This window comes from Dokdonia genika (assembly GCF_042652845.1).
GTDB classification, from domain to species: Bacteria; Bacteroidota; Bacteroidia; order Flavobacteriales; family Flavobacteriaceae; genus Dokdonia; species Dokdonia donghaensis.
In genome coordinates, this window is record NZ_JBHSHB010000007.1 from 254123 (window position 1) to 274173 (window position 20051).

Below are 20051 nucleotides of genomic sequence, written 5' to 3' on the forward strand. Positions count from 1 at the left end.
GTTCCTTTTTTTATGCAATATTATTTTCTAGGTAATACTATCTGGCGTAATCTCCGGGATTTCTTGAAAACGCTCCATCTCCTGTTGTATATTAAACTCGTCGGAGGGTACAAAACCCTTAGTAACTAGTACAAGACCACAAACTATAAGTACAAGGCCTAAAACCTTTTTTAGTTTAAAAATTCTACGTGGAGTAAGATATCTTTTAAGTTGTTTTGCTAGAATAATCTTACCTAAGTCTGTAATAAAATAAGCACCTATCATCCCGATAAAAAACCCAAGAAGGCGCTCTCCATCATTTTCTACAGTAGGGCCTATAATTATTAAGATACCTAGCCAGAAAACAAGCACTCCTATATTTATAAAATTAAGTAAGAATCCTTTTATAAATAGTTGTAGATATCCCCCTTTTTTAACCTTTGCTCTATTAGGATCTAGGGCATCTCGTGTAGGTTTTTTAAGATAAATAGTAAGTCCGTACACTATCAATATAGCACCTCCAAAAACGTAGAGACCTGGCTGGTTACTTAAGTTTTCTAGTAATTGATAACTACTTAGGTAAGCAACCATTATAAAAATAATGTCTGCTATGATAACCCCTATATCAAAACTTAGAGCTGCTCTAAAACCTTTTGTAGCCGCCGTCTCCAGCAACACAAAAAACACAGGCCCTATTAAGAACGCTAGGAAAAATCCTAGGGGTATGGCTGTGTGTAAGTCTTCAAACATAAAAGTATGGTGCTTTACACAAAGTTAGGTAAAGGGATTTACAAAAGAAAAGGGATGCTCACTGGTTATGAACATCCCTCTATAATTTAAGAATACATTATGGTTACATAATCTTTATACGCCCTCCAAAGGTGCGATGCTTCTTTACCTCTGCAGGATTACCGTAAATCACAATGTCACCACCGGCACGTATAGTAAGGTCTGCCATTTTACTCGCATAAGCCTCTACTTCTCCTCCAGCTTGTACAAATATCTCTGCAGTTTCTGTCTCTAGATTACGACCCTCATAGATACCACCTGTATTTACTTTTACTCTCTGTACCGTTGCTTGACCACTCGCTTCTATAATACCTCCTGTAACTGCTCTTAAAAGGGCTTCTCGCACTTGTAAACCTACTTTAACGCGAGCTCCTTCTTGCATCTTAATCTCAATCTTGTCTTGTTCTATAAGTTCGTTTGAGGTAATAACAGCTCCTTCATTACCATCTATCACTTCTAGATTATTATAATGCACGTATACAAAGGTCTTGTTACCATCAAAAATGAGATCTAGATCCATTTTAATCTTAAGTGTTCCATCTTTGTTTACCACATTAACCTGACTTACGTCTTCACCCGTAATCACCACCTTATTCTCGGTAGACTTTACAAGGTTTACAACAATACGATCATACACTTTTACTTCTGTAAAATCTCCTACATTTTTTGTGATAGGATTTTGAGCAAAAGAAATACTCGTTATAAGTATGGCTATAAATGTTACTATTGTTTTCATAATAATTGTCTTTGTTTGTTATAGAGACAGGCGGTCCTCTTTATTGTTACAGTCTTACTATTAATGACGCTTTCCTTTCCAAGTACCGCCATAGGTATACCCAGGACTATCTTTATGAAGATTGCAACAGTCTTCACAAATAAAAACCCATTGCTTTTTATTGTGAAGTCGTACTCTAAAGGCAACTTCAGTTTCTGTATTACAGGTATGGCATTGTTTTGTTTTCATACAATAAAGCCACCTTATAAATTTTATAAAGTGGCTTATTTTTTTGCTTTCGCGAAAGCGTGTTTATTATTGATGCAACCCTTCTTTCACACCCACAAGTGTAAAGTCAAGATGTTTCTTAACAAGATCTGCTTCTTTTACTTTTACTACTACCTCGTCTCCTAGGGTAATCTGGTTACCAGACTTCTGCCCTATAACCGAGTAGCTATCTTGATCAAACTCATAGTGATCTCCTTTTATGTCACGCAAGCGTACCATACCTTCACACTTATTTGAGATAATCTCTACGTAGATTCCCCACTCTGTAACACCAGAAATAACACCCACAAACTCTTCATCTTGATGGTCTTGCATAAACTTGACTTGCATATACTTTATGCTATCACGTTCTGAACTTGTAGCAAGCTGCTCCATATGAGATGAGTGCTTACATTTTTGTTCATACTCTTCTTCACTAGCAGACTTTCCGCCATCTAGATAATGTTGTAATAAACGATGCACCATTACATCTGGATAACGACGTATAGGTGAGGTAAAGTGGCTGTAATACTCAAAAGCAAGACCATAGTGGCCTATATTTTCTGTACTGTAAACAGCTTTACTCATAGTACGTATGGCAAGTGTGTCTACCATATTTTGCTCTTTCTTACCTTGTACATCTACGAGTAACTGGTTAAGAGAAGAGGTTACACTTTTACGATCTATGAGGTTCATTTTATAACCAAATTTACCTACCACCTTCTCAAGAGAGGCAAGCTTCTCATCATTAGGCTCGTCGTGTATACGATATACAAAGGTCTTTTTAGGTCGTTGTTTACCTATAAACTCAGATACTTTTCTGTTTGCAAGTAGCATAAACTCTTCTATGAGTTTATTTGCATCTTTTGAAGTTTTAAAGAAAACTCCTGTAGGGTTTGCATCATCATCAAGGTTAAACTTTACCTCTACTTTATCAAAAGAGATAGCTCCATCCTTCATACGCTGGCGGCGCATAATTTTTGCGAGTCTATCTAATTCTAAAGTTGCTTCTACAAGCTCATTTGTAACTGTATATTCTTCACCAGTAAGTGACACTGCCGCTGGGATAATATTAGATCTACTCTCTATAATAGCTTGTGCTTCTTCGTAAGCAAAACGTGCATCACTGTAAGTAACTGTACGTCCAAACCAAGAGTTTACAATTTTTGAAGTTTCTGGTACCATCTCAAATACAGCAGAGAAGGTATACTTTTCTTCATTAGGACGTAGAGAACACGCACCGTTACTCAATATCTCTGGTAACATAGGTACTACCCTATCTACAAGATATACAGAGGTTGCGCGCTCATAAGCCTCATCATCTAGTATGGTACCTGGTACGAGATAGTGGCTTACATCTGCAATATGCACTCCTACTTCATAATTACCATTCTCTAGTTTTTGGAAACTCAATGCATCGTCAAAGTCCTTTGCATCCTTTGGATCTATGGTATATGTGAGTACATCACGCATATCACGACGCTTTGCAATTTCCTCTTCTTTTATAGAAGTATCTATCTTATTTGCATACTCTTCTACCTCTTTTGGAAACTCATATGGCAATCCATATTGTGCAAGTATAGAGTGTATCTCTGTGTTATGCTCACCAGGTTTACCGAGTACTTTTGTGATTTTACCATAAGGAGAGTCTGCCTTTTCTGGCCAGTCTTCTATGGTAACCACTACTTTATCACCATCTTGTGCATCACCTATTTTTTTAAGTGGTACAAAGATGTCTGTATACATCTTGTTAGACTCAGATGTAAGTACAAAGGCAAACTTTTTTTGGAGTTTCACAACCCCTACAAATTCTTCAGTTTTACGCTTGATGATTTTTGTAATCTCACCTTCGTGTTTCTTACTACGACGCTGGCGGTATATGTATACCTCAACCTCGTCACCATTAAGTGCTTTATTTAAGTGATGTGGTGGTACATAAATATCTTGTTCAAGATCATCTACCATCACATAACCACCACCTTTACCAGAAACATCAAGTATCCCAGTGTGATAATTTTTATTTGCTGCAATCTTAAACTGGCCACGTCCCTCTTCTACGATTTGTTCTTTGGCTTTAAGTTGCTGTAAGTTTTTGATTATTTGATTACGGCTAGATGGATCATCTACATCGAGTTTTGCCGCTATTTGTTTGTAATTGTAAGTTTTGTGATGATCTGCTTTTAGAATTTTTAGTATTCTTTCTGAGAGGTTTGTTATTTTTCCTGGTCCTCTCCTTCTCTTCTTCTTATTCATTTATTGTATATCTGGTACAAAATTAGTCTTAAAATGTTCAACTTCAGTATTTCTGTTAAAATTTTAAGTTTTTATAACCTTTTAGAAACAGGGTTTGTGATTATTACGCTTTCGCGAAAAGATGAAACATATCTATACGTTCATCATAAAGATGACTATTTTGTTTTATTGTAGGTTACTTTATTAAACCTAACATACCTATTGCAATAGATATGCCCTTCTATATTAAAAGAACATTTTTAACTTTTATCACTGGCACTGTAAAATCTTTCAAATCAAAGACTAGGGGTAATGTTTTAAAATTCAAAGACTTAAAATTAACACTTAGACGTTTTATTCTTAAAAAAATCTTAAAATAAGTGTAACAATTGTATTTTTGTAGCGTCTTTATAGAGACCAATACTATGAATAGATCAAAGCTTTTTCATAAAAACACCTTACTATTTCTAATAATCTTCATTATTGGAATCATAGGCTTTGCTATATATATAAACGCAACCTTTGAGGAAGAAAACCCAAATCACACCTCGACGCCGTTTTCTCAAGAGCGAGTGAGTTATCACTCATAACCTAGCAGCTTTATTTTTCTTTTCAGTTTCCTTTTTCACGTAAGTGAAACAAATCTCCCTGTCAACACTTTTTAAAACAGTCTTCTTTTCCTTTTTTTCTTCTAGTTACTTCTAGATGTTATTCACAGATAATATTATATATATTTCTTTTCTTTAAAAATTTAAAAAAAAATTGATGCTTATTATATAGTGTGAATAGCGGTATAACTTTTTGAGCTGTTCTTTGTAAAAGTGACTTTTTGATAGTTATTGACATCTTATCTACGAGTTATTACTATTAAATAGAGTTGTAAATCTGTATGTTACGTTAGGTAGTTAACAAATGTTGATAACCGCACTTCACATATAATTGCTTATAACTTGAGTTATTAACTTATTAAAAATGGCTCCTTTTATTGCTCATAATTTTGATCATTATTTGGGATAGAAAAATTAGGTTCATATACCCTAAGTCCTGTATTGTATTTTTATTTTATAATTACAAATAGAGTTATCAGTATTGCTTAAAAGTTATTGACAATTGCTATTAACAGGTTTTTCACGGTTATCAACAATTGTAAACAAGCAAGAGGTTTATATACATATATCTATTAAAGTTATGATATACAGTAAATTAAGCTTGTAACTTTATCAAAGAACAAAAAGAGCACAAAATTATAGTCAGTATTAAATTACCGCTTAAGTAAAACGATAAAACAATACCGCTATTTACTAACTTTGTTACCCAAACAAACGTACTATGAAAATCTCTATAGGAAATGATCACGCAGGGCCTAGTTATAAGAATGTTATTGTCAAGTTTTTAAAAGAAGCCGGGCATACTGTTAGTAATTATGGTACAGACACACCAGATAGTGTAGACTATCCAGACTTTGGACATCCTGTTGCGACAGATGTAGAGGAGGGTAAGGCAGATTTTGGTATTGTTATATGTGGTAGTGGTAACGGTATTGCAATGACTGTTAATAAGCATCAAGGTGTACGTGCGGCCCTATGCTGGATAAAAGAAATTGCCATTCTTGCACGTGAGCATAATAATGCAAATGTGATAGCGATACCAGCACGCTACACCTCAGAAATGCAGGCGCTTGAGATGGTAAAAGCATTTATTACTACAGAGTTTGAAGGAGGTCGCCACCAGAGACGTGTAGACAAAATAGCTTGTAACTAGCCTTATAAAAACCCCGCTACGCGGGTATTACTTATGGACAAAGTAGCCCTTGATTTTAAAATCAAAAAGTTTGAATTTCTTAATACAAGCGAGTTGTACGATATACTACAACTTAGAGCTGAGGTTTTTGTAGTAGAGCAAGACTGCGTGTATCAAGATGTAGATGGTAAAGATCAAGATGCCGTACACGTGATGGGTTATAAAAACGAAAAGCTAGTTGCATATACCAGAATTTTTGGACCAGGAGCCTATTTTGAAAATGCCAGTATAGGTAGGGTAGTAGTTCAAGAAAATGAACGCGCTCACACTTACGGTTATGATTTAATGAACACATCTATAGAAGCGGTAGAGCGGTATTATGATGAGACAACCATAAAAATATCTGCACAAACGTATCTTAAACGTTTTTACAACAATCTTGGTTTTAAAGAAGTAGGTGAGGGCTATCTAGAAGATGGCATTCCTCATATTGGGATGCTGAAAAAGTAATTGTGAGAATTTTTACGCTTTCGCGAAAGCGTACTCACAACTTAAGCCGTAAACCTTACCAAGCCTCTGTCTCACAGATACACCTAAAAGAGGTTTTACTTTTAGAAAGCGTATCGGTTTTAATACGCTCACTTTGAATATTAAAGAGACTACCGTCATTAAGTAGTTCATCGAGATTATAAGTAATCAAATATCCCTCTGGATGATTTTTTACGCCAGCTTCTGATGCTTGTAATTGTTTTAAACGATCAATTTGTTTAAAATGATTAATCACGTTTACAAACTCACTTTCCGAAAGGAGCCTGTAGTATAGTTTTTTAGGAAATTGTTCTCTAGATTTTTTTGTCTTATTGATATGGTTAAGACGCAAAGTAGCCAGTTCTGAACGCCATTTACAAAAAAGAAGAGCTTCTTTATAATCTACACCTAGTACAGGGTACTTTGCATACACTGGGTTATCAAGAAAATTAGTACTTCTCTCTCCATCACTCAAGGCTACTTCACTGGTATCTTTAATATTAAGTAAAGATGATAGCGCATCTGCATAACTGTTTTGTTGCAACACTTTTATTTCATCTGGAAGTGGCGCATTGTGAGTGGGTAATGCCTCAAACATTCTTGAAGACTCTGTAGTCCAATAATAATCTCGATGCCTCAAAAACTCTTTATACATTTCATTAGTCACGGGTTGTTTATCAATAAACATAGTATCTACCAGCTTGATAGTACCCGGAGGAATGTAGGTTTGATTAATATTCTCATTGATTTTTGATGTAGGCTTGACCGCTTGAGAACAAGACAAAAAACTCATTGTAAGTATGCAGATTACTACCGTAACTTTAACCATATAATTACTTTTTCTTAGGCTTTACTTTCTTCACATAAGTAACGAGAATCTCTACACGCTTATCATCTTTAGGGTCACCACCTAGTGGAAACCTACTACCAAAACCTTGATAGCGCATTCGTTTTTTTGCTACACCGTGGTCTGCAAGATAATCGTATATAAATTTTGCTCTCGCCTCAGAGAGATTACGTTTCCCAGTCTTTAGATTAATACCATCACGGCCGTGGTCTACACAACACACGTGACCCTGTATCTTAAAAATAATCTCAGGATGTGCAGCAAGATATTTGGCTAGTTTGTTAAGGTCCTTACGAGATTTTCCGTGTATATAGCTGTAGTTCGTTTTAAAAAGGATGTTTTTTAAAAGGATACGGTCTCCCTTTACAATAGGCTCATCTTCAAAGGTTTTATATCTATCCTTTGTCTCTTCTAGTTCTTTTTCTTCGGCAATGGCTTCTTTTGGAACTACGCGAGGTTCTAATAATGATACTATAATCTCTACTTTACGATTAAGGGTACGTTGCACCTCACTACCTACATCATCTAGTCTGGTGAGAAGTAGCTCTCCTTTTCCGTCTGAGTTTTTTATGATACTATCTGCAATACCTCTATCTACAAACTTTTGTTTAATAGTATTTGCACGCTCTTGTGAGAGCCAGTTATTATAGGCATCTGTGCCACGGTCATCACAATAGCCATAAATAGAGATATCTTCTATTTTATCTAGAGGCAAAGAGGTAATAAAGCGTTCTAGCTTTGCATTTTCTATAGCAACGAGATTAGATTTATCTGTCTCAAAAAAGGTTTCGTGTGTTTTATCTACCTGAGCAAAAGCTTGTACAGATAATAGGAGCAGGGCTATATGTAATGCAGCCCTTTTAATTATTTAAAATCTTGTTGTAGCGATTTTTATCTGCTAGTACTGCTAGCGCTTCCTTAACCTCTACATTATTTATAATCTGGTACTCATAAAGACCATCTCGATAAAAGTATCTCTTTACAATCTCATCTATGAGTAGATTTTCAATCTCATCTTGACGATCGTCTATAGATTTTTCTTTTGCTAGCGTTATCGCATTAGTAAGTTGACTATAAGCCGCCGAAACTTCTGTTTTGAGATCATCCTTATCTGCTTGTTCTAGCGCCTTTGCAAATGCTTTTTCTGTACCGGTTTCATATTTAAAACCTGTACGATTTAAAAATGATTTAAAGTCTGCAAAATCTGCTTGTGACCACGAGAACTCACTCATATCGCTATACTGGTGATTATAATAGTAATCTGTAGCATATTCAAAAATCGCATTATCCTTGAGAAGGGCAGTAGTTACTGGGCTCAACTTTGCAGAGCTCACTTGTATATCTGGTAATACACCACCACCGTCTAATACCTTACGACCGTTTTTAGTTTTAAACTCATTATAATCTGCAGCATCGGTGCGTACGGCATTTCCATTTTCATCACGGTTCCAGTAATCTAGGGCTTGTATACAGCGACCAGAAGGCGTGTAGTAGCGAGATATCGTGATTTTTACAGATGTACCATAAGTAAGCGGTTTAGGGCGCTGTACAAGACCTTTACCAAAGGTTCTAGCACCTACCACCACAGCTCTATCATAATCTTGTAAACCTCCAGAAACAATCTCTGAGGCAGAGGCAGACCTACCATTTACAAGCACCACAAGAGGTATCTCTGTATCTACAGGTTCTTGCGAAGTCGTATAGGTCTTATTGTATTTTTTTACTACAGACTTTGTGGTTGTAATGAGAGACCCTTTAGGTAAAAAGAGATTACAAATATTTATAGCCTCACTTAGTAAACCACCACCGTTACCACGTAGGTCAAGTATAATCTTTGTAGCACCATCTGTTTTAAGACTCACAAGTGCCTCTTTTACTTGGCTAGATGCCTTTTTATTAAACTTTGTAAGCACTATGTACCCAGTATCACCATTTATGAGTTTTGAAAACGGGACTGCATCTATCTCTACCGCAGAGCGTTTTATAGTTGCTTTATCCATTTTTCCTTGGCGCTTGTAGGTTATTACCACCTCACTGTTTGGAGCTCCTTTAAGTAAATCTCCGGCATCACCATCTACATCTGCCACGGTAATGTCACCTATTTTTATAATCTCATCACCTGCTTTAAGACCTGCTTTATCTGCCGGGTAGCCTTTCCGCGGTTCTGTAATGGTCATCTTTCCGTCTTGATTGCGCACGGTGGCACCTATACCAGAGTAGTCTCCAGAGCGGTTAATTTTTGCATCTTCTACCTCTTGCTCAGTCCAGTACTTTGTATAGGGATCAAGATCTGCAAGCATACCCTCTATGGCGCTATCCATAAGCTCTGCAGGGTTTGTCTCATCTACATAATTCATATTAAGCTCCTTAAAGAGCTCTGTAAAAATTTCGATTTGCTTTGCGATTTCAAAAAAGTCGCTTTTAAAACTAACCGTACTGATACCTATGACAACAGCAATAACGGGAATGAATATTTTCTTTTTCATAATACAAGATGTCTCTAGGAGACTATAGTTGTGCGTATAACGCTTTCGCGAAAGCGTAATTATCTACTTTTTATTTTTTTTAATCCATCTGCGCATAAAAAATGCACCTATACCTAACAAGATAAGAAAAGGCCAGAGATGCAACAAACCTAAAAAGAAAACCGAAACTCCGTTCCAACCGCTTTTAAGTGCATTAACCATCTTACTACCATAAGAGTTTGTAACCTGCGTAGTTACTTCATCCTTATAAAACTCGATCTCAAGCGTACTAAGCGAGACTTGACTCTGTAGGTACTTAAGTCTTCCTTGTTTTGCTTCTATTTCTTCACGTATTTGAGCCAGCTCGCGTTCTATCTCCAGCATTTCCTTCACGTTTTTTGCTTTTGAAAGGAGATTTAAATAACGGTCTTCTAGCGCACGCTTTGCTTTAAGGCGTGCATCTATGTCTATAAACTCTGCAGTTACATCTTCTTGCGAGATAGTACGCTCATCAAAATATGCAACTCCCTCTGATATGCGTTCTAGCGCCATATCAAAGTTGCGAGTAGGTATACGTACGGTTAGGTTTTGATATGTACGACCATAGCTATGGGTGCCAGCATTATCATTTTGTACATAGCCTTGTGCCTCTTTGATAGCTTTAAGAATACGTTTGTGAGTGGTGATGAGATCATTAGTTTCAAAACGTATGGATGCCGTTTTAATTATTTTAGAAGGTGTAGATTTTTGAGGGCTATTAATCTCCGTAATAACCATTTCTTCTAGCATTTCTGGTGCATACCCAGCCTCTGCCGCTATGAGATCATCATTAAGCCCATCAGAATTTTTATCACAACCGATTATAAGTAGAAAACTAAGTAGTAGTAGATATCGCATCATTAAATCGTTTTATAAGTTTGACCATAGCCTTATGCAGCTGTTGTTGAGAGACTTCTTCTCGACCTGTATAGATAATAAGCATCACAAAGGTCGTGCCTTTTATACAAATCTGGTCTTTGTGTAAACGATAAGACTCCCGCATCAAGCGTTTTATACGATTGCGAGATACGGCAAGTTTAAAATTGCGCTTAGATACAGAAACGCTCACTTGGTGTGATATGCCTTCTTCCTTGAGCGGTGTCTCCATATATATGAGCCGCAGCGGAAAAGACTTGACAGACCTTCCCTCTATAAAAAGCGCTTCTATGAGCTTCTTAGATTTTAGCTTTTCTTTTCTTGGGTATGAGTGTGCCATTGCTGGCAAAGATAGTAGAATTGAGGTAGGTAATGGAGGAGATATACGCTTTCGCGAAAGCAAAAAAAATCACAATACAGCACATCAAATAATGGAAAAAATACATTTTATTGGAAAATATCCATAATTTTGTCATCTATGAAGACAGAACCTCAAAAAGTAAAACGTGCTGTGACAGACTACTCGGGTAACCGGTCTGTACAAACAGGTTTCCCCAGTCCTGCGACACATTACCGTGAGCCTATGATAGACCTTAACAAGGAGCTTAGTTCTTCTCGTGATGCGACCTTTTTTGTACGTGTAAAGGGTGATAGCTGGAAGTCACATAACATTCTTGATAAAGATGTTTTGATAATAGACCGCGCACAAGTAGCACAAGAAGGTAAACTGGCACTAGTTATTACAGAAGAGGGTTTTGATGTGCAAAGAATAAATGCTTCAAAACCTATAGAACTCTGGGGAATGATAAGCTACATAATACACAAGGCGGTATGATTGCGATGGTAGATTGTAATAGCTTTTATGCCTCTTGTGAGCAGGTATTTAGACCTGACTTAAAGGGTAGACCTGTCGCTGTATTGAGTAATAATGATGGCTGTATCATAGCAAAAAATAAAGAAGCAAAGGCGCTCACACATATCCCATATCGCGACCCTCTTTTTAAAATAAAAGGGTTGCTGGCACAAAACGATGTCACGCTCTTCTCATCAAATTACACTTTGTATGGAGATATGTCTGACCGCGTGATGAATGTACTGCGCGAGTTCTCACCTGCCGTTGAGGTGTACAGTATAGATGAGTCTTTTGTAGATCTCTCTGGGATGACTCACGTAGATCTTAATGCCTACGGTCACCAAATTAAAAATACAATTGTACAGCGCACTGGGATACCCGTAGGAGTAGGCATTGCACCTACTAAGGTACTGGCAAAACTTGCAAACCGTATTTCAAAAAAGGTAGCACACTTTGACCACGTGTTTGTGATGGATACCGAGGAGCGACGCATAGAGGCACTTAACTGGGCAGAAACAAAAGACATCTGGGGGCTAGGTAAAAAACACGTGGAGCGTCTCGCTCACATAGGTGTCTTTACTGCTTATGCATTTACAGAAGTACCACTGGCGTGGGTACGTAAAGAAATGACCGTAGTAGGGGAGCGCTTGTGGAGGGAGCTTAATGGAGAATCTTGTATTCCTTTTGAAACGCTTCCGCGAAAGAAAAAAGCAATAGGAACGGCAAAATCCTTTGGTAAAAAACTGGATAACCTACCACAAATAGAAGAAGCCTGCGCTTACTACATAAGTGAAGTAAGCGAGGTGCTACGCTCCCAAAAATGTTGCTGTACACAACTGCGTGTGTATCTCACCACAAACTATCACAGCACAAATGATGTGCAACACGCAGATAAGACCATTGTAACCTTATCTGTCCCTACTAATGATACATTTATGCTTATCGTGGAAGCTAAGAAAGCCCTAAAGCGAATTTATAAGCCGGGATTTAAGTATAAAAAAGTAGGCGTAGACCTTTTAGGTCTCATACCTGAGGAGCAAGTACAAGGTAATCTCTTTATGCCCGAAGCGACGGGAGATAAGCGCCTCATAAAAGCCTTTGACGCGATAAATAATCGCTACGGGAAGTCTACAGTTTCGGCAGGATTATCTGGCACCTCAAAAAGTAATAAGGAATGGGAACTCATTAAAGAGGAGCGCAGCCCACGATATACAACCCAGTGGGATAATTTACTGGAGATAGGGAAGGGGTAATATTTATTAAGTTATTCCTTTAGAGAGTTAAGCAACTCTTTGTATTCCTCACTCAGGGTGATAAGCTTATCTATAAGCAAGAAGCTGTTTTTGGGTTTGAGGAGGTTTGTATCTAACTGTCGTGATTCACAATAATCAAAAAAGTAGTAAGCACTATTTTGTGGTAGGCCTAGCTCGCTATATAAAAAGTCATCATTAAAGATAGGACTATCTCTAAAGAGTTTTTCTAATTGTAAGGAAGTAATGGCTGTAGCTGTTTTTGCATTTCTCCGTCCGTCCTTTTTCTTAAATAGCTTGCGTGCCTTTTTAAATAGTGCAACAAAGTTAATTCCGTAAGTAGACGCTGGTGGGACGTAGAGATGTCCGTTTTTGTCAATATCTCCTAGTATAGACTGCTGGACTGTCTGCTCATAGGCCGGCGCACTAAAAGTGGTTTCTTTTTTAGGCGTATTACGCAAGAGTACCTCGTCAAGTTCATTGTTTACTTCTTTTAACTCAATGACTATGGGGCTAGTCATATCTTTTGCGGTGATCACATTAAGTTGAGGTGCATATGGAAAGAGATAGAAAGAAATAGAATCATTTACAGCTGCCGCAATTACAAAGGACCCATTACTAGTGCTTTGGGTTTGTATATTTCTTGACAGGTTTTTTACACTTACACCAGGTAGTGTTTGCGTTGCATTATAAATAGTCCCTTCGAGCGTCTGTGCTGAGGTATAACTCCCCACCAAGCAAAAAAGAAAAAGTAACTTATAATTCATAAACGCTTTACTCACGTTTAAAAATATAAAACTATCATAGTATCAGAAGATTATGAATCATAAAGTCTTTATAAAAAAACCAGCTCGTAATGAGCTGGTTTAAATAAGCGCTAGTAATGTGAGGTTATCTTACTTGTTTTCCCACACATTATCTGTTTGATCAATATCTGCCATTTTTGAGGTAGGATCAATCTTCATCATTTTTACTTTACTTATAGGTGCGTCTATTGTAAAGGTATATGTAGGGTTTGTCCAAGGCCAGTCTGCGAGTTGCTCACGATTAATGTTTGGCGTTGGGTTTGGCTTTTCGGCACGCATCATACGCAGCGGCATATAATATGATTTTTGAGAACCGTCTGCCATATCAACATAAAGATCTATAGGCATAGGCATTAACCCTTTTCGCGTAAGCGTAACCTTTGTTTTGTTACCATCTGCCTCAACGCTTGTTATACCGTAGTCTATGGTATTTGTAGTTTGTGTCCAGTCTGTAAGATACCAGTCTAGCTCCATACCAGAAACCTTCTCTGCCGTACGTTTAATATCGTTAGGCGTAGGGTGCTTAAAAGCAAAATCGTCAAAGTATTTTTTGAGCGTTTTTTTAAGGTTATCTTCCCCTATAACGTATCCTAGTTGTGCAAGAAATACGGCCCCTTTACTGTATGCAGCGATGCTGTAAGGCATATTCTCGTTGTAACGGTCTGCGTGTGTAGTTTGTGGTTGCTCTTTACCGCTTTTTACAAGGTAGTAGTACCCTCTGTATGATCCAGCAACTGGATTAGGGTTATCACCTCCTGTAAGTTCATTTTCGGCCAGAGCAGAGATATATGAAGTAAACCCTTCATCCATCCACTCGTGTTTTGCCTCATTACTTGCCAGTAAGAATTGAAACCAAGTATGTGCCATCTCGTGTGCAGTCACACCAAAAAGGCTCCCAAACTTGCGCTCACCAGTGATGAGTGTACTCATTGCATACTCCATACCACCATCTCCTCCTTGTATCACAGAGTACTGCTTGTAAGGATATGTACCTACGTGCTTGTTATAAAAGGCAAGTAAGTCTGCCGTCATAGGCTGTAGTTTTTTCCAGTTTGCCTTTATAGACTCTTTGTTTTTATAGAAGAAGTGTAGCTCTGTATCATTTTCTCCCATAATCACATCGTGTACATATTCAGGATCTGCAGCCCAGGTAAAGTCGTGTACGTTTGGTGCTTTAAAGTGCCATTGTAACTTACCACGCTTTGCGTTTTTACCTGGCTTCATAGAAGTGCCAGCATACCCGTGACCCATATCTTCTGGATCTTGTAAATAGCCTGTACCACCTACGGTGTAGTTTTCATCTATTGTTATTTTTACATCAAAGTCTCCCCATACACTGTGAAACTCACGAGCGATATAAGGATGTGCGTGCCAGCCTTCAAAATCATATTCGGCCATTTTTGGGTACCACTGTGTCATAGATAGTGCGACACCTTCTTTATTGTTACGACCACTACGGCGTATCTGTACGGGTACTTGTCCTTTAAAATCCATATTAAAGGTTGTACTTGCTCCTGGTGCGATAGGCGCAGCAAGTTGTACTTCTAGCACAGTACCGGCTACCTCATAGTTTAATTTTTTACCATCTTGAGTAAGGCTGTTTACTTTTATAAAACCTATTTCATCTGGCCCTAGCTTGCTTATGCGATCTTTAACACGACCATCTGGATCTGCAATGTTGCGCGAGCGCACATCCATTTCACTACCTGGTTGAAATGCATTAAAGTAAAGGTGATAATACACACGGTCTAGCGTCTCTGGTGAGTTGTTTGTATACACCAGCTTCTGTTTACCATCGTACTGATAGTTATTTACATTCATATCGATCTCCATCTCGTAGTCGACGTGTTGTTGCCAGTAAGAGGTGTTGTTTTGTGCATACGCTTTCGCGAAAGCGAACAACGATACCATCACCAGTAATTTATAAGCGTTTTTCATTATAGATTGATTTAAAGTTAAAATCCCAAATTCCACTATCGAGGAACTTGGGATTTTTAGAAATTACTAAAATTATTTTTGTAGCTCTGCTAGTTTAAAAGCATTGTACATATTGACCATCTCACCAGATTTTGAAATATCGCTAAAACGCGCTTTCTTAGTCTCATCACCTCCTAAGATAACTTGAGTACCGGTAGCAAGACCACTAGCCATTATGATCTTTTTAATGTTTGCAGCGCTTAATTTTGGATAATAGCTACGTAGCATTGCTGCAACACCAGCCGTGTTAGGCGATGCCATAGAGGTACCTTGTAAGAACTCATACGTATCTTCTGGAGTGGTACTGTATATACGTACACCAGGAGCAAATACATCTACTTGAGACTTACCATAGTTTGAGAAGCTTGCTACAAGCTCACCACCATACTTAAGGTTAAGTGCTCCTACAGTGAGGAAGGTGTCACTCATTTCATTTACATTATCTATCTGATCGTTAGGGTATACTCTATTTGCCGGATCATCAAGGCTTATCCCTTCATTACCCGCAGCATTTACGATAAGTACATCCTTCTTTGCCGCATATTTTATTGCGTCATAAACCCACTCTGGATTTTGAGAGTAGTATTTTCCAAATGAGGTGTTGATCACCTTTGCACCATTATCTACCGCATAGCGTATTGCTAGTGCAATATCTTTATCATACTCATCACCATCTGGTACTGCGCGTAGTGCCATAATCTTGATGTTTTTATTTGCAACACCATTCATACCTTTACCATTGTCACGCTCTGCAGCAATAATACCTGCTACGTGTGTACCGTGTTTTGCACCGTCTGGCTCTGGTCCATACACGTTGTTATTACCATAGTTGGTATCTGTAATATCATAAGGATCATCACCTAGTACTTTTCTAAAATCTGCTGTTTTATTGTAGTTTGCCTCTAGCTGATTTGTAAAGTAATCTACACCTTCATTTATATTTTTAATAAACTCAGGTATTGAGTCTGCATAGCTCAACATTTGTGTTAAGAACGCAACGTGCTGCTGCATCTCTGCCGTAGGGTTTGCAATGGCTTTAAGATCTGCCGCAGTATAATCTTCTTTACCCAGCTTTGCTTTTACAGCTGCGTGCGATGTTTTAAGTTGCCCTAAAATTTGCTCGTAACGTGTTTTATTTGCTTGTGCCTCTGTTACTTTCGTGTCATACTCACTTTTTGCTTTTTGATACTGTTGGAAGATTTCTCTTTGGTTTGCTGGTATAGATGCAAGTGTTTTACCTTCAAACTGGCTCTCGTATCTTTTTATAATACGTACAAACTCTAGTTGCTCTGCATTTACATCACCTAGAAAATTCCATCCGTGTATATCATCTACATACCCGTTTTTATCATCATCTTTACCATTACCCGGTATCTCGTTAGGGTTTGTCCAGATTTTATTTTTTAAATCTTCGTGCTCTATGTCTATACCAGAATCTATAACTGCAACAATAACTTGCTGTCCAGTTTTATTAGGTATGATTTCTTCATAGGTACGATTTACACTCATACCAGGTATGGTATCTGCTTTAAGGTCTGCATAGCTCCACGCTTTTTCTTGAGCATCTGTAAGGGCAGCTACTTTAAGAGGGTTGCTATCTACATTTTCTACCGGTACTGTAACGAGTGCGCTAGGCGTGTCACAGGCTGTTAGAAAAGCTGCAGCAGTAGCTGCAAGAAGAAAGGATTTTGTAGTTTGAATCTTCATATTATTAATTAAATAGTTCATTAAAGGTAAAAATATCTTTTGCACGTACACCTTTTTCGGTATGTTGTACAGTAACAAGCTCATTGTGAGCGTCGTGTTCTAGCCAGAGGTAATAATTATTATCTGCCGCTTGTTTCAAAAATTGTTCTTTTTCATCTATAGATAGAAGTGGGCGTGTATCATAACCAGTCACATAAGGTACGGGTAAATGACCTAATGTAGGTACAAGATCTGCCATAAAAACGATGGTCTTATCTTGATACTGTATATGTGGCAACATTTGCTTTTCTGTATGACCATCTGCAAAGAGAATACCAAAACCTAGTTCGCTCGTTTCTTTAAAGGCATTTTCACCACGTTCTATAAAGTGTAGATGGCCACTTTCTTGCATAGGGATGAGGTTTTCTTTTAAGAAACTCGCCTTCTCTCTATTATTAGGCTCAATAGCCCACTGCCAGTGATTTTCATTAGTCCAGAACTTAGCATTTTTAAACGCTGGCTCATAACCCGTATGATCTTTGTTCCACTGTATGGCCCCGCCTACGTGGTCAAAATGCAGGTGCGTCATAAACACATCTGTAATATCATCTCTATGAAAACCATACTGGGCCAGTGATGTATCTATAGAGTGATCACCCCATCTATAGTAATATCCATAAAACTTCTCAGACTGCTTGTCACCCATACCATTATCAATAAGGATGAGCTTATTTCCATCTTCTATAAGGAGACAGCGCGCTGCAATATCTATAAGGTTGTTACTATCTGCAGGGTTAGTACGACTCCATATAGACTTAGGTACCACGCCAAACATCGCACCACCATCAAGTTTAAAATTACCAGCCTCAATAGGATATATTTTCATAAAAACGTGTCAATAGTAGTTGGGATGGTATTTTTTACGCTTTCGCGAAAGCGGAAAACACCTCAAAAAAAGGCTTTTATCCATCACATAAATCTCTGCAAAATACCAAAAAGAGAGTTTTTAAACCCTTATATACATTAGTTTTTAACAAAGAATTGTAACTTCACAACGAAAGCCAAAAGCTTTAAAACACTAATATCGCATCAAAACTGAATTCATATGTTAGAACTAGCCGGAATCATAATTTTAGGGATCATTGCACAATGGGCTGCTTGGCGTTTAAAATTACCTGCCATTTTACCACTATTACTCATAGGTCTTTTTGTGGGACCCGTATCTACACTTATATCTGAAGATGGTACAAAATGGATAGAACCTATCTGGAATGGAGAAGAAGGATTATTCCCTGGAGAGAGCTTATACTACTTTGTCTCGCTAGCGATATCTATTATACTTTTTGAGGGTGGTCTTACTTTAAAACGTGACGAAATAAGAAATGTAGGCCCAGTAATTACAAAGCTTATATCTATAGGAAGTCTCGTGACTTTTATAGGAGCTGGTCTTGCTGCCTACTGGATTTTTGGACTAAGCTTACAGATATCATTGTTGTTTTCTGGATTAATCATTGTAACCGGACCCACAGTAATATCACCTATATTAAGAAATGTACCCGTAAAGCGTGATATCTCTACCGTTCTTAAATGGGAAGGGATTCTTATAGATCCTATAGGCGCACTTGTGGCAGTACTTATGTATGAGTTTATTTCTGTAGGGGAGGGCGCTGCTTTTACAAAAACAGCGCTAGTTGAGTTTGGAAAAATTGTGCTTTTTGGTAGCACCTTTGGGTTTACGTTTGCTCACGCACTTGCGTTTATTGTAAAAAGAAAGCTAGTACCTCACTACTTGATGAATGTTTTTACACTAGCGGCAGTGCTAGGCGTATTTGTGATGTCAGACCAGTTTGCTCACGAGTCTGGACTGCTAGCCGTAGTTGTAATGGGGATGGTATTAGGTAATATAAACCTACCTAATATAAAAGAGTTACTTTACTTCAAAGAGTCACTTAGTGTACTGCTTATATCGGTACTATTTATTTTACTGTCGGCAAATATGAACCTTGTAGACCTTGAGTTACTATATAGATGGGAGACACTGGCATTATTTCTTGTAGTGGTCTTTATAGTGAGACCTATTGGGGTTTTCTTGAGTACCTGGGGCTCAGATTTACAGACTAATGCAAAGCTTTTTATCTCTTGGGTGGGTCCACGCGGTATTGTAGCGGCAGGTATTGCTTCCCTTTTTGGGTCAAAACTTCTTATTAAAGGAGAGCCTGGTGCAGAGTATATCACACCACTTGTATTTATGATTGTACTGGGGACGGTACTTCTTAACGCGACAACGGCTAGGTTATTTGCTAAGGCAGTAGGTGTATTTTTAGTAAAATCTGAAGGAATACTTATAGTAGGTGCCTCAGAAATGCCACGTCTTATTGCTAAGTATCTTCAAAAAAATGGACGCCACGTAGTCTTGCTGGACAGCAACACAAACCACATACGTATCGCAAAAGAGGCGGGGCTTATGGCAATGCAGGCTAATATTTACTCAGACGATCTTACCGACGACGTAGAGCTAAGCGATATAGGATATCTAATGTCACTTACAGGTAATAGTGATATCAATAAGTATGCGATAAACCGTTTTAGAAAACAATTTGGAGAAAACGGAGCGTACCGTCTCATCTCAAAAAGAGAGATGGACAACATAGCACAGTTACCTAAAGAAGGTCTCTTCTCTGCAACAGATGATTTTATAAATATGACTGAGGTCACAAGGCAGTATCCTACCATAAGTGAAGTGCCTATTTCTACAAAAGAAGAGTACTCAAAAGTGGCAAAAATTATTACAGATGATGAAGAGATGATTCCTCTTTTTGTTAAACAGAAGGATGGAACCATACATATTATAGGGTCATTTGTACAAGAGCTTGACGTTAAGTCTTTTCAGGGAAGCCAAATTGTTTATTTAGGAAAACCTTTTGATGAAGCATTGCTTGAAACTCAAAAAGACAGCGATAAAAAGGTAGAGGAACCTTTAGAAAAGGAATAGGTTTTTAGTA

General features: G+C 37.9%; 20 protein-coding genes. 7 read left to right on the forward strand and 13 right to left on the reverse strand.

The window, feature by feature from the left end; translation table 11 throughout:
- Positions 1-27 precede the first annotated feature (27 nt).
- From ACFO5T_RS02125 to rnr, 4 genes are all read right to left on the reverse strand, one after another.
- On the reverse strand, positions 28-729 hold the full coding sequence (locus tag ACFO5T_RS02125; protein WP_035326195.1) for a LysE family translocator: 702 nt from the start codon (positions 727-729) through the stop codon (positions 28-30).
- 103 nt (positions 730-832) lie between these two features.
- Positions 833-1504 (reverse strand): head GIN domain-containing protein, encoded by a 672-nt coding sequence (locus ACFO5T_RS02130; RefSeq protein ID WP_038598137.1) that lies wholly within the window; start codon positions 1502-1504, stop codon positions 833-835.
- Positions 1505-1564: 60 nt separating this feature from the next.
- Entirely contained in the window at positions 1565-1732 is a 168-nt protein-coding gene (locus ACFO5T_RS02135) for a hypothetical protein (protein WP_380031657.1), read from the reverse strand.
- Between the two features lie 66 nt (positions 1733-1798).
- Positions 1799-4003 carry a ribonuclease R gene (gene rnr / locus ACFO5T_RS02140; protein ID WP_380031659.1) on the reverse strand — a complete coding sequence of 735 codons (2205 nt, stop codon included), beginning with the start codon at positions 4001-4003 and terminating at the stop codon, positions 1799-1801.
- Between the two features lie 404 nt (positions 4004-4407).
- Between rnr and ACFO5T_RS02145 the strand changes: the two genes are divergently transcribed.
- From ACFO5T_RS02145 to ACFO5T_RS02155, 3 genes are all read left to right on the forward strand, one after another.
- Positions 4408-4572 (forward strand): hypothetical protein, encoded by a 165-nt coding sequence (locus tag ACFO5T_RS02145; protein WP_375251845.1) that lies wholly within the window; start codon positions 4408-4410, stop codon positions 4570-4572.
- A 739-nt stretch (positions 4573-5311) separates the two neighbouring features.
- Complete coding sequence (rpiB, locus tag ACFO5T_RS02150; protein ID WP_038598131.1) at positions 5312-5743, forward strand: ribose 5-phosphate isomerase B; 432 nt, start codon at positions 5312-5314, stop codon at positions 5741-5743.
- A gap of 33 nt (positions 5744-5776) precedes the next feature.
- Positions 5777-6232: a GNAT family N-acetyltransferase gene (locus ACFO5T_RS02155; RefSeq protein WP_298349729.1), complete on the forward strand. Its 456-nt coding sequence runs from the start codon at positions 5777-5779 to the stop codon at positions 6230-6232.
- 55 nt (positions 6233-6287) lie between these two features.
- Here the strand turns inward: ACFO5T_RS02155 and ACFO5T_RS02160 are convergent, their stop codons facing one another.
- From ACFO5T_RS02160 to rnpA, 5 genes are all read right to left on the reverse strand, one after another.
- Positions 6288-7079 carry an SUMF1/EgtB/PvdO family nonheme iron enzyme gene (locus tag ACFO5T_RS02160; protein WP_380031662.1) on the reverse strand — a complete coding sequence of 264 codons (792 nt, stop codon included), beginning with the start codon at positions 7077-7079 and terminating at the stop codon, positions 6288-6290.
- Positions 7080-7083: 4 nt separating this feature from the next.
- Entirely contained in the window at positions 7084-7965 is an 882-nt protein-coding gene (locus ACFO5T_RS02165) for an OmpA family protein (protein ID WP_380032195.1), read from the reverse strand.
- On the reverse strand, positions 7958-9583 hold the full coding sequence (locus ACFO5T_RS02170) for a S41 family peptidase (RefSeq protein WP_380031664.1): 1626 nt from the start codon (positions 9581-9583) through the stop codon (positions 7958-7960). Before ACFO5T_RS02170 ends, ACFO5T_RS02165 begins: the two co-directional genes overlap by 8 nt.
- A gap of 63 nt (positions 9584-9646) precedes the next feature.
- Positions 9647-10462, reverse strand: a complete 816-nt coding sequence (locus ACFO5T_RS02175; protein ID WP_380031666.1) for a DUF4349 domain-containing protein — start codon at positions 10460-10462, stop codon at positions 9647-9649.
- The gene (gene rnpA / locus ACFO5T_RS02180; RefSeq protein WP_380031668.1) at positions 10437-10817 is read right to left on the reverse strand and encodes a ribonuclease P protein component; all 381 of its coding nucleotides are present in this window, start codon (positions 10815-10817) and stop codon (positions 10437-10439) included. Before rnpA ends, ACFO5T_RS02175 begins: the two co-directional genes overlap by 26 nt.
- Here rnpA and ACFO5T_RS02185 point away from each other — a divergent pair.
- From ACFO5T_RS02185 to ACFO5T_RS02195, 3 genes are read left to right on the forward strand one after another with little or no spacing between them, the layout of a single operon-like run.
- Positions 10714-10944: a hypothetical protein gene (locus ACFO5T_RS02185; RefSeq protein WP_380032210.1), complete on the forward strand. Its 231-nt coding sequence runs from the start codon at positions 10714-10716 to the stop codon at positions 10942-10944. The two genes, rnpA and ACFO5T_RS02185, sit on opposite strands and share 104 nt — an antisense overlap.
- 11 nt (positions 10945-10955) lie before the next feature.
- Positions 10956-11312, forward strand: coding sequence for a S24 family peptidase (locus ACFO5T_RS02190; RefSeq protein ID WP_038598120.1), 357 nt, complete (start codon positions 10956-10958; stop codon positions 11310-11312).
- Positions 11309-12583 (forward strand): Y-family DNA polymerase, encoded by a 1275-nt coding sequence (locus ACFO5T_RS02195; RefSeq protein ID WP_380031670.1) that lies wholly within the window; start codon positions 11309-11311, stop codon positions 12581-12583. The genes ACFO5T_RS02190 and ACFO5T_RS02195 overlap by 4 nt, the downstream gene beginning before the upstream one ends.
- A gap of 11 nt (positions 12584-12594) precedes the next feature.
- Here the strand turns inward: ACFO5T_RS02195 and ACFO5T_RS02200 are convergent, their stop codons facing one another.
- The 4 genes from ACFO5T_RS02200 to ACFO5T_RS02215 form a co-directional block, all read right to left on the reverse strand.
- On the reverse strand, positions 12595-13347 hold the full coding sequence (locus tag ACFO5T_RS02200) for a peptidase associated/transthyretin-like domain-containing protein (protein WP_380031672.1): 753 nt from the start codon (positions 13345-13347) through the stop codon (positions 12595-12597).
- 129 nt (positions 13348-13476) lie between these two features.
- Positions 13477-15324: a M1 family metallopeptidase gene (locus ACFO5T_RS02205; RefSeq protein ID WP_380031674.1), complete on the reverse strand. Its 1848-nt coding sequence runs from the start codon at positions 15322-15324 to the stop codon at positions 13477-13479.
- Positions 15325-15396: 72 nt separating this feature from the next.
- Entirely contained in the window at positions 15397-17091 is a 1695-nt protein-coding gene (locus ACFO5T_RS02210; RefSeq protein ID WP_380031676.1) for a S8 family peptidase, read from the reverse strand.
- Positions 17075-17935: an MBL fold metallo-hydrolase gene (locus ACFO5T_RS02215; RefSeq protein ID WP_380031678.1), complete on the reverse strand. Its 861-nt coding sequence runs from the start codon at positions 17933-17935 to the stop codon at positions 17075-17077. The genes ACFO5T_RS02210 and ACFO5T_RS02215 overlap by 17 nt, the downstream gene beginning before the upstream one ends.
- A 219-nt stretch (positions 17936-18154) precedes the next feature.
- Here ACFO5T_RS02215 and ACFO5T_RS02220 point away from each other — a divergent pair, with 219 nt between their 5' ends.
- Positions 18155-20041: a cation:proton antiporter gene (locus tag ACFO5T_RS02220; RefSeq protein WP_380031680.1), complete on the forward strand. Its 1887-nt coding sequence runs from the start codon at positions 18155-18157 to the stop codon at positions 20039-20041.
- The last annotated feature ends 10 nt before the right edge of the window (positions 20042-20051 follow it).